This window comes from Bartonella sp. LJL80, assembly GCF_054871565.1.
Genome location: NZ_JBTXLM010000012.1, coordinates 17,319 through 35,004 on the forward strand (window position 1 = coordinate 17,319; position 17,686 = coordinate 35,004).

At 49.3% G+C, this 17,686-nt stretch carries 19 protein-coding genes; 9 read left to right on the forward strand and 10 right to left on the reverse strand.

Going from position 1 to position 17,686, the window contains the following annotated elements; genetic code table 11:
- Positions 1 to 268: 268 nt before the first annotated feature.
- The 4 genes from ACYSNS_RS13685 to aptA all read right to left on the reverse strand — a co-directional run bounded on the left by ACYSNS_RS13685 (position 269) and on the right by aptA (position 2,988).
- Positions 269 to 724, reverse strand: coding sequence for a CAP domain-containing protein (locus ACYSNS_RS13685; RefSeq protein ID WP_461723732.1), 456 nt, complete (start codon positions 722 to 724; stop codon positions 269 to 271).
- 30 nt (positions 725 to 754) lie between these two features.
- Entirely contained in the window at positions 755 to 1,156 is a 402-nt protein-coding gene (locus ACYSNS_RS13690) for a hypothetical protein (protein WP_461723733.1), read from the reverse strand.
- A 113-nt stretch (positions 1,157 to 1,269) separates the two neighbouring features.
- Positions 1,270 to 1,536: a DUF6460 domain-containing protein gene (locus ACYSNS_RS13695; RefSeq protein ID WP_461723734.1), complete on the reverse strand. Its 267-nt coding sequence runs from the start codon at positions 1,534 to 1,536 to the stop codon at positions 1,270 to 1,272.
- A gap of 123 nt (positions 1,537 to 1,659) precedes the next feature.
- Positions 1,660 to 2,988, reverse strand: coding sequence for an omega-aminotransferase AptA (gene aptA, locus ACYSNS_RS13700; protein ID WP_461723735.1), 1,329 nt, complete (start codon positions 2,986 to 2,988; stop codon positions 1,660 to 1,662).
- A gap of 144 nt (positions 2,989 to 3,132) precedes the next feature.
- On the opposite strand from aptA, the gene ACYSNS_RS13705 reads away from it, so the two are divergent.
- Together ACYSNS_RS13705 and ACYSNS_RS13710 are read left to right on the forward strand one after the other, a co-directional pair.
- Positions 3,133 to 3,684: a cupin domain-containing protein gene (locus tag ACYSNS_RS13705; protein ID WP_461723736.1), complete on the forward strand. Its 552-nt coding sequence runs from the start codon at positions 3,133 to 3,135 to the stop codon at positions 3,682 to 3,684.
- Positions 3,685 to 4,038: 354 nt separating this feature from the next.
- On the forward strand, positions 4,039 to 4,740 hold the full coding sequence (locus ACYSNS_RS13710; RefSeq protein WP_461723737.1) for an alpha/beta fold hydrolase: 702 nt from the start codon (positions 4,039 to 4,041) through the stop codon (positions 4,738 to 4,740).
- Positions 4,741 to 4,913: 173 nt separating this feature from the next.
- On the opposite strand, the gene ACYSNS_RS13715 is transcribed toward ACYSNS_RS13710, so the two are convergent.
- Positions 4,914 to 5,036, reverse strand: coding sequence for a hypothetical protein (locus ACYSNS_RS13715; protein WP_461723738.1), 123 nt, complete (start codon positions 5,034 to 5,036; stop codon positions 4,914 to 4,916).
- Between the two features lie 176 nt (positions 5,037 to 5,212).
- Here ACYSNS_RS13715 and xseA point away from each other — a divergent pair, with 176 nt between their 5' ends.
- Positions 5,213 to 6,784 (forward strand): exodeoxyribonuclease VII large subunit, encoded by a 1,572-nt coding sequence (gene xseA / locus ACYSNS_RS13720; RefSeq protein WP_461723739.1) that lies wholly within the window; start codon positions 5,213 to 5,215, stop codon positions 6,782 to 6,784.
- Positions 6,781 to 7,377, forward strand: a complete 597-nt coding sequence (locus tag ACYSNS_RS13725; protein WP_461723740.1) for a DNA-3-methyladenine glycosylase I — start codon at positions 6,781 to 6,783, stop codon at positions 7,375 to 7,377. The genes xseA and ACYSNS_RS13725 overlap by 4 nt, the downstream gene beginning before the upstream one ends.
- 163 nt (positions 7,378 to 7,540) lie before the next feature.
- Here the strand turns inward: ACYSNS_RS13725 and ACYSNS_RS13730 are convergent, their stop codons facing one another.
- Entirely contained in the window at positions 7,541 to 8,308 is a 768-nt protein-coding gene (locus ACYSNS_RS13730) for a hypothetical protein (protein WP_461723741.1), read from the reverse strand.
- Positions 8,309 to 8,500: 192 nt separating this feature from the next.
- On the opposite strand from ACYSNS_RS13730, the gene ACYSNS_RS13735 reads away from it, so the two are divergent.
- The 4 genes from ACYSNS_RS13735 to hisG all read left to right on the forward strand — a co-directional run bounded on the left by ACYSNS_RS13735 (position 8,501) and on the right by hisG (position 13,443).
- Complete coding sequence (locus ACYSNS_RS13735; RefSeq protein WP_461723742.1) at positions 8,501 to 9,700, forward strand: GTP-binding protein; 1,200 nt, start codon at positions 8,501 to 8,503, stop codon at positions 9,698 to 9,700.
- A 415-nt stretch (positions 9,701 to 10,115) separates the two neighbouring features.
- On the forward strand, positions 10,116 to 11,606 hold the full coding sequence (gene hisS, locus ACYSNS_RS13740) for a histidine--tRNA ligase (protein ID WP_461723769.1): 1,491 nt from the start codon (positions 10,116 to 10,118) through the stop codon (positions 11,604 to 11,606).
- Positions 11,607 to 11,626: 20 nt separating this feature from the next.
- The gene (locus ACYSNS_RS13745) at positions 11,627 to 12,754 is read left to right on the forward strand and encodes an ATP phosphoribosyltransferase regulatory subunit (RefSeq protein ID WP_461723743.1); all 1,128 of its coding nucleotides are present in this window, start codon (positions 11,627 to 11,629) and stop codon (positions 12,752 to 12,754) included.
- Complete coding sequence (gene hisG / locus ACYSNS_RS13750; protein ID WP_461723744.1) at positions 12,751 to 13,443, forward strand: ATP phosphoribosyltransferase; 693 nt, start codon at positions 12,751 to 12,753, stop codon at positions 13,441 to 13,443. The genes ACYSNS_RS13745 and hisG overlap by 4 nt, the downstream gene beginning before the upstream one ends.
- A 505-nt stretch (positions 13,444 to 13,948) precedes the next feature.
- Here hisG and ACYSNS_RS13755 read toward each other — a convergent pair.
- The 3 genes from ACYSNS_RS13755 to ACYSNS_RS13765 are packed head-to-tail and all read right to left on the reverse strand — an operon-like array spanning position 13,949 to position 14,896.
- Positions 13,949 to 14,110 (reverse strand): hypothetical protein, encoded by a 162-nt coding sequence (locus ACYSNS_RS13755; protein ID WP_461723745.1) that lies wholly within the window; start codon positions 14,108 to 14,110, stop codon positions 13,949 to 13,951.
- Between the two features lie 6 nt (positions 14,111 to 14,116).
- Positions 14,117 to 14,314: a hypothetical protein gene (locus tag ACYSNS_RS13760; RefSeq protein WP_461723746.1), complete on the reverse strand. Its 198-nt coding sequence runs from the start codon at positions 14,312 to 14,314 to the stop codon at positions 14,117 to 14,119.
- Positions 14,315 to 14,371: 57 nt separating this feature from the next.
- Positions 14,372 to 14,896 carry a redoxin family protein gene (locus ACYSNS_RS13765; protein ID WP_461723747.1) on the reverse strand — a complete coding sequence of 175 codons (525 nt, stop codon included), beginning with the start codon at positions 14,894 to 14,896 and terminating at the stop codon, positions 14,372 to 14,374.
- Between the two features lie 189 nt (positions 14,897 to 15,085).
- Here ACYSNS_RS13765 and ACYSNS_RS13770 point away from each other — a divergent pair, with 189 nt between their 5' ends.
- Positions 15,086 to 16,717 (forward strand): alpha-D-glucose phosphate-specific phosphoglucomutase, encoded by a 1,632-nt coding sequence (locus ACYSNS_RS13770; RefSeq protein WP_461723748.1) that lies wholly within the window; start codon positions 15,086 to 15,088, stop codon positions 16,715 to 16,717.
- 16 nt (positions 16,718 to 16,733) lie between these two features.
- Here the strand turns inward: ACYSNS_RS13770 and ACYSNS_RS13775 are convergent, their stop codons facing one another.
- Positions 16,734 to 17,471 carry a GntR family transcriptional regulator gene (locus tag ACYSNS_RS13775; RefSeq protein WP_461723749.1) on the reverse strand — a complete coding sequence of 246 codons (738 nt, stop codon included), beginning with the start codon at positions 17,469 to 17,471 and terminating at the stop codon, positions 16,734 to 16,736.
- Positions 17,472 to 17,686 lie beyond the last annotated feature (215 nt).

Here is a 17,686-nt window from a genome sequence, read left to right on the forward strand (position 1 = left end):
TCATCAGCGATAAATTCATGCTGGAGCAATTAGCGGCACTGCATTTCAGTTTTATGACATGGAAAGGGAAAAGAGCGGCCGAGGAGAACGGATATTGAAAACCAGAGTTTATGCTGTGCTGTGTTGCAAAATAGCAACGAAACAGCTTCGGTTTGAAAGGATACAGTTTCAGGATAACGGCTGCAATGCTCAGCACGGCCTTAAACAGACTAAGCGGGCGAACTTTATCAAGAAAGATCGCGAATTCGGCTCAATGTGGCTGTTGCCTTTAACGACCGAACACAATGGCCCAATAGATGTAATTGGGTTTTTGTGGTGTGGATGCCTTGGCCAATCCAAAATGACCGAATTCAGGGTCGAGCATATTGCGCCGATGTCCGGGAGAATTCATCCAGGCTTTATACGCGGATGCTATGTCCTTTTGCCCCGCACATAAATTTTCACCGGCAGCGCCACGAATACCGAATTTGCGCAACCGCGCAACAAAACCATTGCCCCAGCCAACAGAATGGCTGACCTTACCCTTATCAGCCATCAGATTGGCCTGATGCTGTGCCATTTTTTCAAGCTGGCTGTCAGGTGAAAGCGGCGTTAATCCATGTTCGGCACGGATAGCATTCAATAAACTTGCCGCGTCATCTGAAGCAGCGAAAGCCGGGATGCTCAAAGCCGACTGGGCCATGACAGCACCGGTGAGAAGAACAAAATGTCTGCGTGTCAGCATGGCGGCACCTCTATGCGTGCGTTTTATGGTTTAAGCGTCACGTTTCAGCGTGATGCAGATCTTGACCAGAGCGAAGTAGATTATCGCTATGATGATAATATTGAATAAAACAGCAAAACTTTGTCCAGCGGCCAGATTTTTGCCTGTTCCAACACCAAACAAGATAGCCAATATAAACAATATGATGGAAGCTTTGTGCGCGCCGGTAGTAAATGCGACGGTTTCACCGTCACCAATATTGAACTGCTTTGTCGCACTGAGGCCCGACCATTTACCCATTCCTGTTTGTAAGGTGTGGGTTCCGGCTGCAAGATCAAATTCTGCCACGCCGCCATTGCCGATTGAACCGATTTGCTTGCCGTCGACAATGACTTTGTATGCCTGTTTCTTATGAATGAAACTCGATGGACGGTTTATGGTGAGCTTACCCATGGTGTCTTTTCCCCTCGCAAAATAACAAAGCGGCTTTAAACCTTCACCCGCAGATTGCAATGCTAATTTGACGATAGGAGATTTTCTTCCACCAGTTTTATCGAGAAATCATGCTAACGGTTCCAATTAAGAATACGCATGATAACGAAAACCGGCACAACAATGGCGGCTCCGACGATAATAACGTCAAACAGTTTTGAGAAAGCCGCAAAACCCATTGACCAGAGTGATGTGAAGAAATGGATGATTTTCCAGATCACGTCCATCGGTGTCCAGCCAAGCAACGTCATCACGATCCCCACCAATAAAGAGAAGATCAGCAATTTGATGACAACACGACCGGGTGTGTCGCCGAGCAGCGAGTTGACAGGTTTAGACATAGTATTCCTTCGACGGTTCAGCCAATGAGTGCTGAAAATAGGGCTAAGGCTGATGAAATACAATGCCGGATAAAATAAAAGCCGGCTGCGACCGACTTTTATAGGATGTATGTTGCGAAGCATTCAAGCCGCGCGTTTTATAGCATCGGCAAGCCGAGATACCAATTCATCAATTTCTGCTTTTTCGATGATCAGCGGTGGTGATAAGGCAATCACATCGCCGGTTTGGCGCACAAGCGCGCCGTTCTTAAAACAATCGATAAACACATCATAGCCACGTGCACCCGCTGTCTGGCTGCGTGGTGCAAGCTCGATACCTGCAACCAACCCGATGACGCGAATATCAATGACATTGGGCAGACCTTGCAAACCAAACAAGGCGTTCTGCCAATAATCTGTCAGCTCACCCTTTTTGTGCAAAAGATTTTCTTTATGATAGATGTCCATTGTGGCAAGACCGGCGGCACACGCTGCAGGATGACCGGAATAGGTATAGCCGTGAAACAGTTCTATCTGGTTTTCCGGCCCTGTCGTCATGGCTTTGTAGATAGTTTCGTGCACAAACACTGCCCCCATGGGGATGCAACCATTGGTAAGGCCTTTCGCCGTGGTGACAATATCTGGTACTACGCCAAAATAATCGACCGCAAACGGCGTTCCCAGACGCCCAAAACCGGTGATGACTTCATCGAAAACCAACAATATGCCGTGTTTGGTGCAAATTTCACGCAGACGTTCGAGGTAGCCCTTCGGTGGCAGGATAACTCCGGCAGAACCGGACATCGGTTCAACGATGACGGCCGCGATGGTTTCTGCCCCATTGAGTTGCACAATCCTTTCCAAGTCGTCAGCCAGCTCGGCACCATGTTCCGGCAAGCCTTTTGTAAAGGCGTTCTTTTCCACATTCAGCGTATGGCGCATATGGCTTGCAGGTATTTGTGGAAAAACCCGACGGTTATTGACCAGACCGCCCACCGAAATGCCGCCGAAGCCGACGCCATGATAGCCTTTTTCGCGTCCCACGACATGCGTGCGTGTGCCCTGACCGATGGCGCGTTGATAGGCGATAGCGATTTTCAAAGCGGTGTCGCCCGATTCCGATCCCGAATTGGTGAAGAAAATATGGTTAAGCTTGGCTTCTTTTCCCCCTGGAGACATGGTTGCCAGCCGGTTTGCAAATTCATGTGCAATAGGGTGCGTCATCTGAAAACCGGGGGCGTAATCCAATGTCGTCAACTGGCGTTCCACCGCAGACGATATTTCGCGGCGTCCATGACCTGCATTGACACACCAAAGGCCAGCCGTTCCGTCAAGAATACGGTTTCCGTCAATATCCGTATAATGCATGCCTTCAGCCGATGACAGAATACGAGGCGCTGCCTTGAACTGTCGGTTTGCTGTAAAAGGCATCCAGTAGCTTTCAAGATCAGGCATATTGGGTTTGTGGTTCATAGTGTTCTCCTCAAGGTTTTTCCTATGAAGCCACGGTTTTGATTATTGAACAAGACCTTTTCTGATGTTTTATAACCTCTTGTATTTATTGGAAATGAATGTCTATTGTTGTTTAATATCGAACGTAAAAAACAGGGGAATGGAATGGATAAAATCGATATCGCCGGAAGACTGCGGTTTGTCCGTATGCGGGCAGGTTTATCGCAACGTCAATTAGGCGAACGCGCGCATGTGACACATTCAACCATTTCACTCATCGAGGCAGGAAAAAGCAATCCTTCAGTCGGTGCATTGAAACGCATACTTGATGGAATACCGATTGATATGGGGGAGTTTTTTTCGTTACAGCCCGACCACCCCAAACAAGTATTCTATCAGGCGGAGGAACTACTTGAAATCGGCAAGGGTAAAATTTCCTTCAAGCAGATTGGCGAACGGTTTCCCATGCGCGCGCTGCAAATTCTCAAGGAATGTTATCAACCCGGTGCAGATACCGGCAAAGTCCCACTGGTTCATGAGGGGGAAGAAGGCGGCATTGTCATATCGGGGCGGCTGGAGGTGAGCGTTGAAGATGAAAGGCGGATATTGGGCGCTGGTGACGCCTATTATTTCGAAAGCCGTCGCCCGCATCGGTTCCGCTGTGTTGGCAATGTCGAATGCCATGTGGTCAGCGCGTGCACACCACCAAGCTTCTAAAGCGGTTCCCGATTGATGTGAATTATCAATCGGGTAAGATACCGCGACAAATCAAAAGCTTGAGACGCGCCGGCCAGATAGCATCAGCGCGAAAAGCGCTCCAATGCATCGTGTGGCTTATTTTATTCACTTTGCGTGCAGAAATTATTGATTTCACCGCGTGTTTCAGCGCAAAAGAAGCAGGAATAATGAACAGTCCTGTGGACTGTTTAACCTAAAGTTGTGGTCCCGACTTCTCTTTATACGCGTTAACGCAATTTTGAAGTGCTTGCTTGGCTTGACTGTTGCATTCTATGCTTTTGGTGACGTGAACCATACAGCATTCCCGCATGACATCGATAAAGGTTTTGACGGATGAAAAAGCAGACATTGGTGCTTATACCGGGCACGTTGAATGATGAAAATCTCTGGCGTGACCAAGTAAACGCTTTGTCCGACATTGCTGATTGCATCGTACCGGATATCACGCAGGACGACACGATCGGTGCGATGGCAGTATCCGTCTTTGAAGAGGTCGCTTCACCATCATTTGCGCTTGCGGGTTTTTCCTTAGGCGGGTTCGTTGCACAAGAGATACTTAGGCAGCAACCCGAAAGGGTTGAACGATTGGCGATGATCAACACAACCTATCTTCCCGATACGCCCGAGCAGGCCAAACAGCGCAGAATGGTTACGGATATGGCCCGCTTGCCCGGGCATTTCATTGGTATCGGCAATCAGATGTTGAAGTCTTATCTGCATCCCTCCCATTGGCTGAATAAAGAAATGACCGAGCGTGTCCAGACCATGACGCGAAATCTCGGAGCGGATGTACTTATTCGGCAAAATACGGCTGAACGGCAAGACGGTACACAGGTTTTAAAGGCGTTTCACCGGCCGACATTGATTATTTCAGGCAAGCAAGACCAGATAAGATCATACCACGTATCGGAAGCCATGGCACAGCTTATGCCCCAGGCAGAGCTGGTCGTGATAGAAAATGCCGGGCATTTGACACCGATCGAGCAACCTGAAATTGTCAATGCTGCCATGCGCGATTGGCTCGCGCGAACGTAAGATAATAAGTCATGAAATGGAAAAGCGGACGAAGACTGGCTTCGTTCCGCATCGGTTGGTCTTTTGATATGTCTTCGCTCTGCGTTTGGCTGAACCGAAAGACCTAAAAGAAAAATATCCAAGCCAGAATGGCGAGGCCAAGCGGCACACCCATCATCCACAGAATGCCAGCTCTAAGCATTGTCATCCTCCTTCTGGTTTTTGACTTCTTTTTCAAGCTTGCCGCCTTTTAATGGCGGCGTTACCTCTTTCGCGGTCTCGGTTGCACGTTCATGCTCTGTCGGCAATTTTGTCATGTTAATTTCCCGTCTTGCTGAAGGCCTATGGTTGGGGATAGTGTTTTATAATGCGCGAACTTCGGCAAAGTTCCTCGACACAATGGGTGAAATGTGACGTATGGACTTTTATAGCGTGTCTATGCGAATTTACCCTGACGATGGAATCGGTGCTTTATTCTGTGTTATGAAAAACAATGTCTGATTTACTCACTGAAAATACGGTTGCGACCAATGCTGCCGAATTTACCGTTTCTGAAATTTCAGGTGCGCTGAAACGTACGGTAGAAGACGCCTTCGGCCATGTGCGTGTGCGTGGCGAAATATCGGGTTATCGCGGAGCGCATGCCTCAGGCCATGCCTATTTTTCGTTAAAGGACGATAAGGCACGGATTGAAGCGGTTATATGGCGCGGCGTGATGGGCAAACTCAAGTTCCAGCCGGAAGAAGGCATGGAAGTCATTGCCACCGGAAAGCTCACAACCTATCCGGGATCATCGAAATACCAAATCGTCATTGATAATCTTGAACCGGCTGGCGCCGGTGCTTTAATGGCGCTTTTGGAAGAGCGTAAGAAAAAGCTTGCCGCCGAAGGATTGTTTGATCCGGCCAGTAAGCAGCTTCTGCCGTTTATGCCACGCATTATCGGCGTTGTGACCTCGCCCACCGGTGCAGTCATCCGTGATATCATCCATAGAATTTCCGACAGGTTTCCGCTTCATATCGTGGTTTGGCCGGTGCGCGTACAAGGCGAGACTTGCGGCGCGGAAGTGGCTGCAGCCGTTCAAGGCTTCAATGCTGTTGGCAAGAATGATGTCATACCCAAACCTGATTTGATCATCGTGGCGCGCGGCGGCGGCAGCCTTGAGGATTTATGGGGGTTTAATGACGAGGCGGTCGTGCGCGCTGTCGCATCATCATTTATACCGGTTGTTTCTGCTGTGGGACATGAAACCGACTGGACACTGATCGACTACGCCGCCGATGTTCGAGCACCAACACCGACCGGTGCCGCGGAAATGGCGGTTCCTGTCAAAGCAGATTTGGAAGCGCAGCTTGCTTCTCTGCATGCAAGGCTCAGGCGCGGGCTTTCCCGTCATTTTGATTTCAGGCGGCAGAAATTGCATAGCGCGGCGCGGGCTTTACCTTCAGCCGATCAGCTGTTGGCTTTGCCGCGCAGGCGCTTCGACGAGGCCTCAAGCCGTCTTACACGTGCGCTTATTGTCAATAGCGATAGGAAGCGTCAGTCGTTTATGGCCCTTGGACGCAGTCTGTCACCAAGGCTGATGGTAAATTTGATTGAACGGTACCAGCAAAAAAGCCGTCATCTGGCTTCGCGGTTTGAGCAGGCTTTTGTCGGCTTTACGGTCAAGAAACGTCAGAATTTCGAAGTTTTGCAGCGCAGCCTGACACCGCGTTTGGTGGTAGCGTTGATGACAAAGGGAAGCGAGACAGCCCAGTTTTATAACGCCCGCATGCAGCAGGCTTTTATCCGCATTGTGGAAAAACGCCAGCAGCAGATGCTTGCGACGACACGGCTGTTAAAAACCGTCTCCTACCAAAGCATTCTTGAACGCGGATTTGCGTTGGTGCTCGATGAGAAAGAAGCCCCGATCAAGCGCGCCGAAAACCTTCCTGAAAGCGGACAGATACATATCAGGTTTGCTGACGCAACGGTCGAGGCCTCCACCGCCGCCACAGCACCAAAGCAGACGAAAAAAGTCAAACCGGCAACACCACCGACAGGTAACCAGGGGTCATTGTTTTGAAACAACTCGCCGAAGGTCTGGTTTTGGGTGTAGACGGAAAACCCCGCTGTTTCTGGGCAGGACAGGACCCGTTTTATTGCGCTTATCATGATGATGAATGGGGAAAGCCTGTGACCGATGACAGGCATTTGTTTGAAAAAATCTGTCTCGAAGGTTTCCAGTCGGGCCTTTCATGGATAACCATATTGCGCAAACGGGAAAACTTCCGCAAAGCATTTGATGGCTTCGATTTCCATAAAATAGCCCGTTATGATGAAACCAAGGTTGCAAGCCTTTTGCTTGACAGCGGCATTGTCAGACATCAAGGCAAAATCCGTTCTGTGATCAATAATGCCAAATGCGCGCTCAAAATGCTGGATCAGGGCGAAAACCTGTCGGATTATTTCTGGTCGTTCAAACCCTTGGAGGCAGAACGGTTTTCACGGATTGACTATGCAACGTTAAAAGCAAATCCGACAACACCGGCATCGCATCGCTTGTCAAAGGATTTAAAAAGACGCGGCTGGAGCTTTGTCGGGCCGACTACGTGCTATGCTTTCATGCAGGCTATGGGGCTGGTCAACGATCATATTGAAGGATGTTGCTGTCGATAAAACGTCGTTGCAGCCATACAGTGAGGGCAATGGATGAAATAAAATGCGATATGCGCGCAACCCTAGGTCTTGATCCTTGATTCCAGCCTTTGTCGTTGGACTATGCAGATAGCCATTTCCTATAACAAAGCATAGCATTGGCTAAACAAGCTTATTATGCGTTTTATTCAGCAGCGGCCATATTCTTTATCAATTCTGACATGAGTTCCAAGTTCATATCAAATCGGGTAAATTTGATCCGTGCTGTGATTTCAGGAAATTTTTCATCCAGTGCATTTTGGAACCGTGCGGTTGCAGGATACGCCATGACAAAAGCGCCATTACTGGGTGCTGATCTCATCGTTTCCGGCAAATGCTTAAGCTCTAGAATTCCAGCATCCACAAGCTCTCCATTGCCTATATGGATGAAATTCAGGCCCAGAAGCGGTTTCTTCTTCGGATTGAACAAGGCTTTGACAATGATATCTTCCATATCTTCGCCCATGCCAACCGTCATATTGCGGGTTGTGTTGCATCGTGCACTTGTCAGGAGATAATCACCTGCCGCTATCGGCTTAAACGCTTGTGAGATTTTTGTGTTTGTGAGTTCTGCGAAGCGTTTCTCAAAGGTCACCTTATTAAAAAGGAATTTGTCTTGACTGATAGCTTTGTCCGACAAACCGGCAACTTGATAGTTGGAACTACCGGCCGACAGGACTGTCGAGTTCTTCTCATCGAGCTTTCCATTGATGACCTTTCGTAGGCGCACAATGGCCACGCGACAGAGTTCACCCTCATAAGTCAAACGGATTGCAATAGCGGAGCCGCCGCTTACTATATGTGTCTGCGCGACCTTGATGGCTTCCTCGCCACTCATGTCCTTTTTTGGTTTGCTTGCACAGGCGGAGATAGATAGACATAAAGCGATTGTTAAAGGATATTTCCAAGACATTGCGCGCTTCCCCCTGTTAACGCTGTCCGACGCGATGGCGAACTTTGTAGCTATAGCAACAATATCGATCTCGAAATAGCAAGGGCATCCCACCATTGTTGACAGAAAAGAATAAGCGATAAAACCTACTCGACAACGTTATGTTATTACATTACATAAACGCAAAATGCGTGTCGAAAAGGAATGTGGACAATGGTAAAGGAACAACGTTTGCCGGTAACGGTGCTTTCAGGTTTTTTGGGGGCAGGAAAGACAACGGTTCTCAACCATATCTTGAATAATCGCAGTGGTTTGAGGGTGGCGTTAATTGTCAACGATATGAGCGAGATCAATATTGATGCTGAGCTGGTGCGTCAGGGGGGGGCGGAACTGTCGCGCACAGAAGAGCAGCTTGTGGAACTGACAAATGGCTGCATCTGCTGCACATTGCGCGATGATCTGCTGCAGGAGGTGAGACGATTGGCCGAGCAGCAAAGATTTGACTATCTCATTATCGAGTCGACCGGTATCGCGGAGCCTATGCCGGTTGCCGCAACGTTTGACTGGCGTGATGAGGAGGGCAGAAGTCTGTCAGATCTTGTTCGGCTGGATACGATGGTCACGGTGGTGGATGCCCATTCTCTGCTGCAATATTACTCTGGTTCGGATTTTTTGAGCGATCATGGCGAGACAGCAGGTGATAACGATACGCGCACCATTGTCGATCTTCTTGTCGACCAGATAGAGTTTGCCAATATCGTCATTCTAAACAAAATCAGTTTAACGACGACAGAAAACCGCGCTATTGCCATTAAGATCATCCGCTCTCTCAACTCCGATGCCAAAATCATCGAGACAGATTTTGGCCGCGTCTCACCCGGGCAAATCCTTAACACCCATATGTTCAACTTCGACGAGGTCGCCAATCACCCGTTGTGGGTAAAAGAACTTTATGGTTTTGCCGACCATGTTCCCGAAACCGAGGAATATGGCATTCGCTCTTTTGTCTATCGTCGTCGGCGTCCTTTTCATCCAGAACGATTTCACGATTTCATCAATAGTTCATGGCCAGGCATTATCCGCTCGAAAGGTTTCTTCTGGCTGGCGACACGTCCTTCGGATGTTGCAGAACTCAGTCAGGCCGGCGGCCAGATACGCACAGAAAAACGTGGACGCTGGTGGTCGGGAGTACCAAAGAACTATTGGCCGGACACGCCTGAATGGCATCAGGCCATGGCGCAGCACATGGATGATATGTGGGGCGATAGAAGACAGGAGATTGTTTTCATCGGATGTGATCCCATGGACGAGGTTTTTCTTACCCGCTGTCTCGATGAGTGCCTTGTCGAGGATGAGGAGTTCGTTCCAGAAAAATGGCAGTTTTTGAAAGATCCGTTTGCGCGCTGGAACTAGGGGCGGGACCTACCTAGTTGAACGTTATGCCACATTAAAGCGCTTTTCGACCTGATGCGATCCGGCTGGCGCGTCTCAAGCTTTTGATTTGTCGCGGTATCTTATCCGATTGATGATTCACATCAATCGGCAACCGCTCTCAACAGCAAAGAAATGCGCGAAGGAAAGCGAAAGCCAAGTGGTATACTGAGGTATGAGCTTTTCTTGCATGCAGATTGAAGCTGTTTTTTGTGTCCCTGCGGGATATGGCAAATTTTGCCGATAGCCTTGTCGAAGCATCTTGAAAATACTTGTATTTCCTGAAATTCTTGCTCGTTCCAACCGGCACCAAGCCTTGCCGGTTTGAATGCAATGGGCTAAAACGCCTCAACTCATTGAAGAAAATCTGGCAAAAGAATCTGGCGGTATTAGACAAATGACAGGCAAACAGGAAAAAACCAAAGCGCGCTTACCTCGTGGTTTCGTCGATCGCACGAGCGCGGAACTGCGTGCTGCCGAAAAAATGATGTCGATCATCCGCGAAGTTTACGAGCTTTATGGCTTCGAAGCGGTAGAAACCCCCATTTTTGAATATACGGATGCATTGGGTAAGTTTTTGCCTGATCAGGATCGTCCTAATGCCGGTGTGTTTTCCATTCAGGATGATGATGAGCAATGGATGTCCTTGCGCTATGACCTGACCGCGCCGCTTGCCCGCTACTTTGCCGAGAATTATGAAACGCTTCCCAAGCCCTATCGCAGTTATCGCGCCGGCTGGGTATTCCGCAACGAAAAGCCGGGACCGGGTCGTTTCCGCCAATTTATGCAGTTCGATGCCGATACTGTCGGTACGCCGACGGTCGCGGCCGATGCAGAAATCTGCATGATGGCAGCAGATACAATGGAAAGGCTTGGGATTGCGCGCGGCGATTATGCGGTGCGCGTTAACAACCGTAAGATCCTCGACGGTGTTTTGGAGCTCATTGGCCTTTCTGGCGACGCGCATGCGCAAAAACGCCTTACAGTTTTACGCGCCATCGACAAGCTGGATAAATTCGGGCCGCAAGGCGTCGAGCTTCTTTTGGGCAAAGGCCGCCTTGATGAAAGCGGTGATTTCACCAAGGGCGCAGAGCTTTCCAATGAAGCGATCGCGCGAGTTATGGCATTCACGTCGGCCGGTGCCGATACAGGTGAAGCAACCCTTGCCAATCTGCTCAAAGTGGTTGAAGGCAGCGCCCGCGGCCTCGAAGGTGTGGGCGAATTGGAAGATATGCAGGCCTTGTTCATGGCCGCTGGTTATCAGGAACGGGTCAAAATCGACCCGTCTGTTGTGCGCGGGCTGGAATATTATACCGGCCCGGTCTTTGAAGTCGAGCTGTTGTTCGATGTCGTCAATGAAGATGGACAGAAGGTGGTCTTCGGTTCCGTCGGCGGTGGTGGCCGCTATGACGGTTTGGTGTCAAGATTCCGCAGTGAACCGGTTCCAGCTACAGGATTTTCCATCGGCGTGTCGCGTTTGATGACAGCGTTGAAAAATTTGGGCAAACTCGAACTTAATACCGATACCGGTCCGGTTGTCGTCCTTGTTATGGATAAAGACCGGGAAGCTTTGGGGCGCTATCAACGGATGGTCGCAGACTTGCGTGCTGCCGGTATCCGTTCCGAGCTTTATGTTGGTGGTTCAGGCATGAAAGCACAAATGAAATATGCCGACCGCCGCCATGCGCCTTGCGTAATCATTCAGGGTTCGCAGGAACGCGATGAAGGCATGGTACAAATCAAGGATCTGGTGGAGGGTGCGCGCCTTTCCGCCGAGATCGAGGATAACCAGACATGGCGCGAAAGCCGTCCCGCTCAGGTGACGGTTGCCGAGACGAAGCTGGTTGAAACTGTGCAAGACATCCTTCGTGCGCAATTGGACGGTTAAACCCAACATCGGAAAGCGATATGACACAGCGTGAATTGACGGCAACAGCCATTGAAAGCCTTTTTGCACAAAAGGGGCTGATGCCTGTTTCCATACCGATTTTGCAACCGGCTGATCCGTTTCTGGATATGGCAGGAGAAGATTTGCGCCGTCGTATTTTCATGACCGAAAATGAAAATGGCGATAGCCTGTGTTTGCGGCCGGAATTCACCATCCCCGTATGCATCCAGCATATTGCGACGGGAGCGGCAACACCGCGGCAATATGCCTATATTGGCGAGGTTTTTAGGCAAAACCGCCAAGGAGACAGCGGTTTTCATCAAGCAGGTATAGAAGATCTGGGTGATGGGCATGAAGCGCAAGCTGATGCTCGTTCATTACGCGACGCACTGGACATTTTGGCGCTTAATCCGCCGCTGCAAGATCAGCATATCATTTTGGGCGACCAGTCGGTATTTGCTGCCATGCTTGATGCACTCGGGCTTGCTGCCGGTTGGCAGAAAAAACTGTTGCGTGCATTCGGCAATCACAAGCAGCTGCGCAGTGTGATGGAAGACATCGCTTGCGAGAAAGGTGCGCAACCTTTACCCGACGCATTGGCTGCCTACGTCAATGCACAAGATGAAACCGCTCTTGTTGCCCATCTTGAGGAAGAGATGTTCGCAGCGGGAATTTCACCTTCGGCCGGCCGCAACCCTATGGAAATTGCCAAACGCCTTTTGGAAAAACAGCAATTATCGTTTGCGCGGTTGGCGCCAGCGGCACTGAAAGCCCTTGAAGAGTTTTTGACGATCCGGGTCCCGTTAGGCAGGGCAGAGCAGGCGCTTACTGATTTTGGTAAAAAGAACGGCCTTGAAATTGAGCCGCTGCTTTCAGCATTCCAGGCCCGCAACCACGCTTTTGCCCAAGCAGGGATTGATTTGCAGACAATCGAGTATGACGCGGCGTTTGGACGTCCGCTCGATTATTATACCGGACTTGTCTATGAGATAAGGCGCGGCGATCAGGTTGTGGTCGGTGGCGGACGTTACGATCGTTTGATGACGATGTTGGGTGCAAAAGGCCCAATTCCGGCGGTAGGGTTTTCCATCTGGCTTGACCGTTTGAACCATAGTATCTGGCTTGATGGAAAAGGGGACGTACGATGACAATAACCTTGGCCCTGCCATCAAAAGGACGATTGAAAGATAAAGCATTGTCCATCCTGACGGACGCCGGTTATGAGATTGTTCTCCCCGATGATGATCGCAATTATCGGGCCAAAGTGGCCAATGCCGCTGAACTTGAAATTTTGTTTTTGTCAGCTTCTGAAATTGCCCGCGAACTCGGCTATGGCAATGTTGATTTGGGCGTGACAGGTCAGGATCTTATCCATGAAACGCTTGCTCATCCAGATGAGCGCGTCAAGGTGGAAGTACCCCTTGGTTTTGGTCATGCCGATGTTGTCGTGGCCGTGCCGGAGGTTTGGCATGATGTCGTAACAATGGCAGATTTGGATGACGTTGCAGCGGAGTTTCGTCAGCGTCATGGCCGTCGTTTGCGGATTGCTACAAAATTCTGGCGTCTTACACAGCAGTTCTTTTCCCAAAAACATGGCATACAGGTTTATCGCATTGTCGAAAGCTTGGGCGCAACCGAAGGCGCTCCGGCGGCTGGGTCTGCCGATATGATCGTCGACATCACATCGACAGGCGCAACATTGACCGCTAATAAGCTGAAAATTTTGCAAGATGGTGTGATCTTGAAGTCGCAAGCCTGCCTTGTATCGGCGACCCGCCGCGCTGATAATCCTGCGATCAGGGATGTGATCGCGCGTATCGGGCAAGCGGTCGCATAGAGCATTTCCAGAAAAAGTTGAATGAGCTTTTTCGTTGGACAATTCGACAAATAGAAAATCTGGAGCAAATCCATTCCCCAACAAAAAGAAGATTTGCTCTAGAGCGTTTTGCGAAAAGTGTGCAGTGCATCCAAGGGGAAAAATGGTTCGCCGGATAATTCTTTATCCTGCTCCTATCGGATAAAAAGGCGGCATAACCAGTGGAGTAGAGCAACGATCTGATCCAATCAGATCAAAAAGCGCTCTAAAAGTCTTTTTTGAAGATTTGCATATGGTCAAACTCCAATTGTGTGTCTGATTTGTTGATGTTGGGTTCGCACAGTCAATAAGGTCGACGGTAAGCGTCTCATTGTGCCGTTATGCGTTTAGCGCTTTGTTGCGCTATCACCTTACGCATCGACCCTTAATTGTTTCGCAGTTATCTATCTCAAAAGTGTGAGGGGCTTCTTAGATCCAATACAAGATGCGCGATGCATCGAAGCCCTATGGTGATGGCAGAATGCAATCAGACGATCGCATCAAAAGCGTCGATACCATTGGCATCAAGTACGGCCAACGTCATCCAGACAAGGAGGGCGATCAGTATGATAGCGAGAGCCAGTAGGATAAAAAATCTGCGGCGCAGGCGGTGTTTTGCTAAGGCTACGGGGTCTGGTAAATCTGTCATGAAAACTTAGTCATCATTGCTGGAATTCAGTTTTTCCGGCTTGGTCCCCACACCCGGCTCGTTTTCCAAGAGTCCTGCATCCTGCAAGGATTTTTTGACGAAATATTCTGCAACAGCAGCTTCATCGTTCCATGATTGATGCTTGCCCAGATATTGCTGCAGCGCCTGCTTCGTCTTCTCATCCAGATGGAGTGTGATGTCCATGTCATCCTCGTCAATGATAAAAAGCTCCCCTGATGACGGGGAGCTTTGGTTTTAAACTCAGCCCTTGAGAGCTTTCAACAAGTTTTGCGGTGATGATTCACCATAAGGATCGCTTTCGCAATTGTCAGAATAGCCTTCCTCTTCAAACCATTTTTCAACGACACCGTCGTTGATAATAGCTGCATAACGCCAAGAGCGCATACCGAAACCGAGGTTATCCTTGCAAACGAGCATGCCCATTTTGCGGGTAAATTCGCCAGAACCATCTGGAATAAGCTTGACGTTGTTCAAGCCTTGCTGCTTGCCCCATGCATTCATGACAAACGCATCATTGACCGAAAGGCAATAAATTTCGTCGATACCGGCTTCTTTGAACTCCGGATAAAGTTTCTCAAAATCCGGCAATTGAAATGTCGAGCAAGTCGGCGTGAAAGCACCCGGCAGCGAGAAAAGAATGACGCGCTTGCCTTTGAAGTAGTCATCACTCGTGACATCTTGCCAACGAAAAGGGTTCGGACCGCCAACAGATTCATCACGTACACGGGTACGAAATGTCACATTTGGAACTTTTTTTCCGATCATTAATATGCTCCTGTTTTGATTTGAAAATACTGCCAGAAAGGCATTGATGTGCGCCGGAATTCACAGCTGAAAGGTAAGGGATTGAACCCGCAGTTGCAAGCACAACACACAGAAGAATGATAATTTAACACTCGATATTCATGACTAATCGCATTAGATTGACATTATATTTGATCAGATGGTGAAAAAATGGCTATTCAGATAATTTCAACAACTGCCTTTACCGACCAAAATCCCGGGACGTCGGGTTTGCGCAAAAAGGTCAAGGTCTTTCAGACAGCAAACTATGCTGAAAATTTCATCCAGTCCATTTTCGATAGTGCAGGTGATATTCATGGGCAATTGCTGATTTTAGGTGGCGATGGCCGATATTTCAACCGTGAAGTCATCCAAAAAACCTTGAAGATGGCGGCTGCAAACGGTTTTGGCCGGGTAAAGGTTGGGCTGGGGGGCATCCTCTCGACACCGGCAGCCTCGCATCTTATTCGTAAATACCATGCCCATGGCGGCATTATCCTTTCCGCAAGCCATAATCCCGGCGGCCCGGAAGGTGACTTCGGTATCAAATACAATATTGGTAATGGCGGTCCCGCACCGGAAAGATTGACCAAAGCCATGTTTGAGGCGTCCAAAGCAATCACCGCTTACAAGATTGATGATGGCGCTGATGTTGATCTGGACCGGTTAGGCGAAAGCCGCATTGGCTCGATGATTGTCGAAGTTATTGACCCGGTAGCAGATTATGCGGAATTGATGGAAGAATTGTTTGACTTCGATATTATCCGGCAAGCAATAGCCGGCGGCTTGAAATTCAAATTCGATGCCATGCATGCCGTAACCGGGCCTTACGCGCTAGAGATCTTTGAAAACCGATTGAAGATGGCATCCGGTACGGTGATGAATGCCATTCCACTACCGGATTTTGGCGGGCATCATCCAGACCCGAACCTCGTCCATGCCCATGATTTGTATGCATTGATGATGTCAGATAACGGGCCTGATCTTGGTGCGGCATCCGATGGTGATGGTGACCGCAATCTTATTATTGGTTGGAAACAATTTGTAACACCATCGGATTCCTTGGCGATCATGGCTGCGAATGCAACCAAGATCAAAGCTTATAGAAATGGAATTTCCGGTATTGCGCGGTCGATGCCCACCAGTGCTGCGGCCGATCATGTTGCGAGGAAATTAAGTTTAAATATCTTTGAGACGCCGACGGGCTGGAAATTCTTTGGCAATCTTCTGGATGCTGGAAAGGTCACCTTCTGTGGTGAAGAGAGCTTTGGCACAAGCTCCAATCATGTGCGTGAAAAAGATGGCTTATGGGCTGTTCTGTTCTGGCTCAATCTTCTGGCCGCGACTGGCAAAAGTGTGGGCGAGATTGTCCAGCAACATTGGGTCGACTTCGGGCGTTCCTATTATTCACGTCATGATTATGAGGAAGTCGATGCTGATGCAGCGAAACGGATGATTGATGCTCTGCGCGACCGGCTGCCTGTTCTGGCCGGTTTGGAAGTGGCTGGCCTGGAGATCGAGCGGGCGGACGATTTTGCCTATCACGATCCGATTGACGGCTCGGTCAGCGAGCATCAAGGGATCCGTATCTTCTTTAAAGGCGGTGCGCGTCTGGTCTATCGACTTTCTGGTACTGGTACAGCAGGGGCAACGGTGCGTATCTACATGGAGCATTATGAAGCAGATCCGCTCAAACAGGATGACGACCCGCAGGAAGCTTTGGCAATGCTGATTGTGGCCGCCGACAAACTTGTTGACCTTAAAAAGCAGCTTCAGCGTGACAAGCCGACCGTTATCACGTGATGATGAAAGCGTAGCGTCATCCGACATCATGAACCAGCCGCGACGTATAAGCATATCGTCCGGCTGGGTAAAAACTGACTGAAAACTGTATCAGTTCTTTGGTTGTGAAATAATAACGGCGCTGTATCTTGAGAGCAGGAGAATTGGGTTTTACACCAAATATACCGGCCAAGCTTTCGGGCATGAAATCGGCTTCGATGATCTGTTCAATCTCGCTCACCCTGCGTCCGGCGTGGGTTTCAATCAAGTTGGATAGTGCGCCATCGTGATCTTGTAAATTGTCGCGTATAATTTGGCTATATCGCCCGTCAATATAAATATCTGTCCAGCAAAACGGCGTGGCTTGTGGATCATCTTTGGTGCGTCGTAAATGGGCAATGTGAACCCAACGCGAGCCGGGTTGCCGGCCTATCAGGGATGCCAGTGTATTGTCTGCAACGATATCATCTAGTTCTAAAATTTCGCGTGGCATGGCTGATGCATAGGCAATAAGTGCCTCGATCGAGTCGATGCGGTAGGCATATCCCGCATTCGTTTGTTTGGGAACGGTGGCCTCTACACGGGTTCCGGTTGAAGGACGGCGCGTTACGAGACCGAGTTTTTGTAGCTCGCTCAAGGCCGTACGTATAGTAGATCTGCTAACCCCCATTTTCTTTGCAAGATCAGGTTCGCTCGGCAAAGTCGTACCAAGAGGATACACGCCTTCACGAATGCCGGCGGCGATCTTTTCCAGAATTTCCTCATATCGTTTCAAGCAGAATCCCCTTTTGGCGTTAATCGCTATGCTTTGGATATAGAGCAATTCCCGAAGAGTTTGAAGCACATAAGCGGCAGAATAGCTCCACCGGATCAATCCTGTATCCCGCTCATATCATATAAGAATCGCGATAACCAAAGGGCAGAAGCGAATTATCTGCGAAATGTGAACCGGACATGCACTGGAAGATTTTTAGCACCTTTGTAACGATA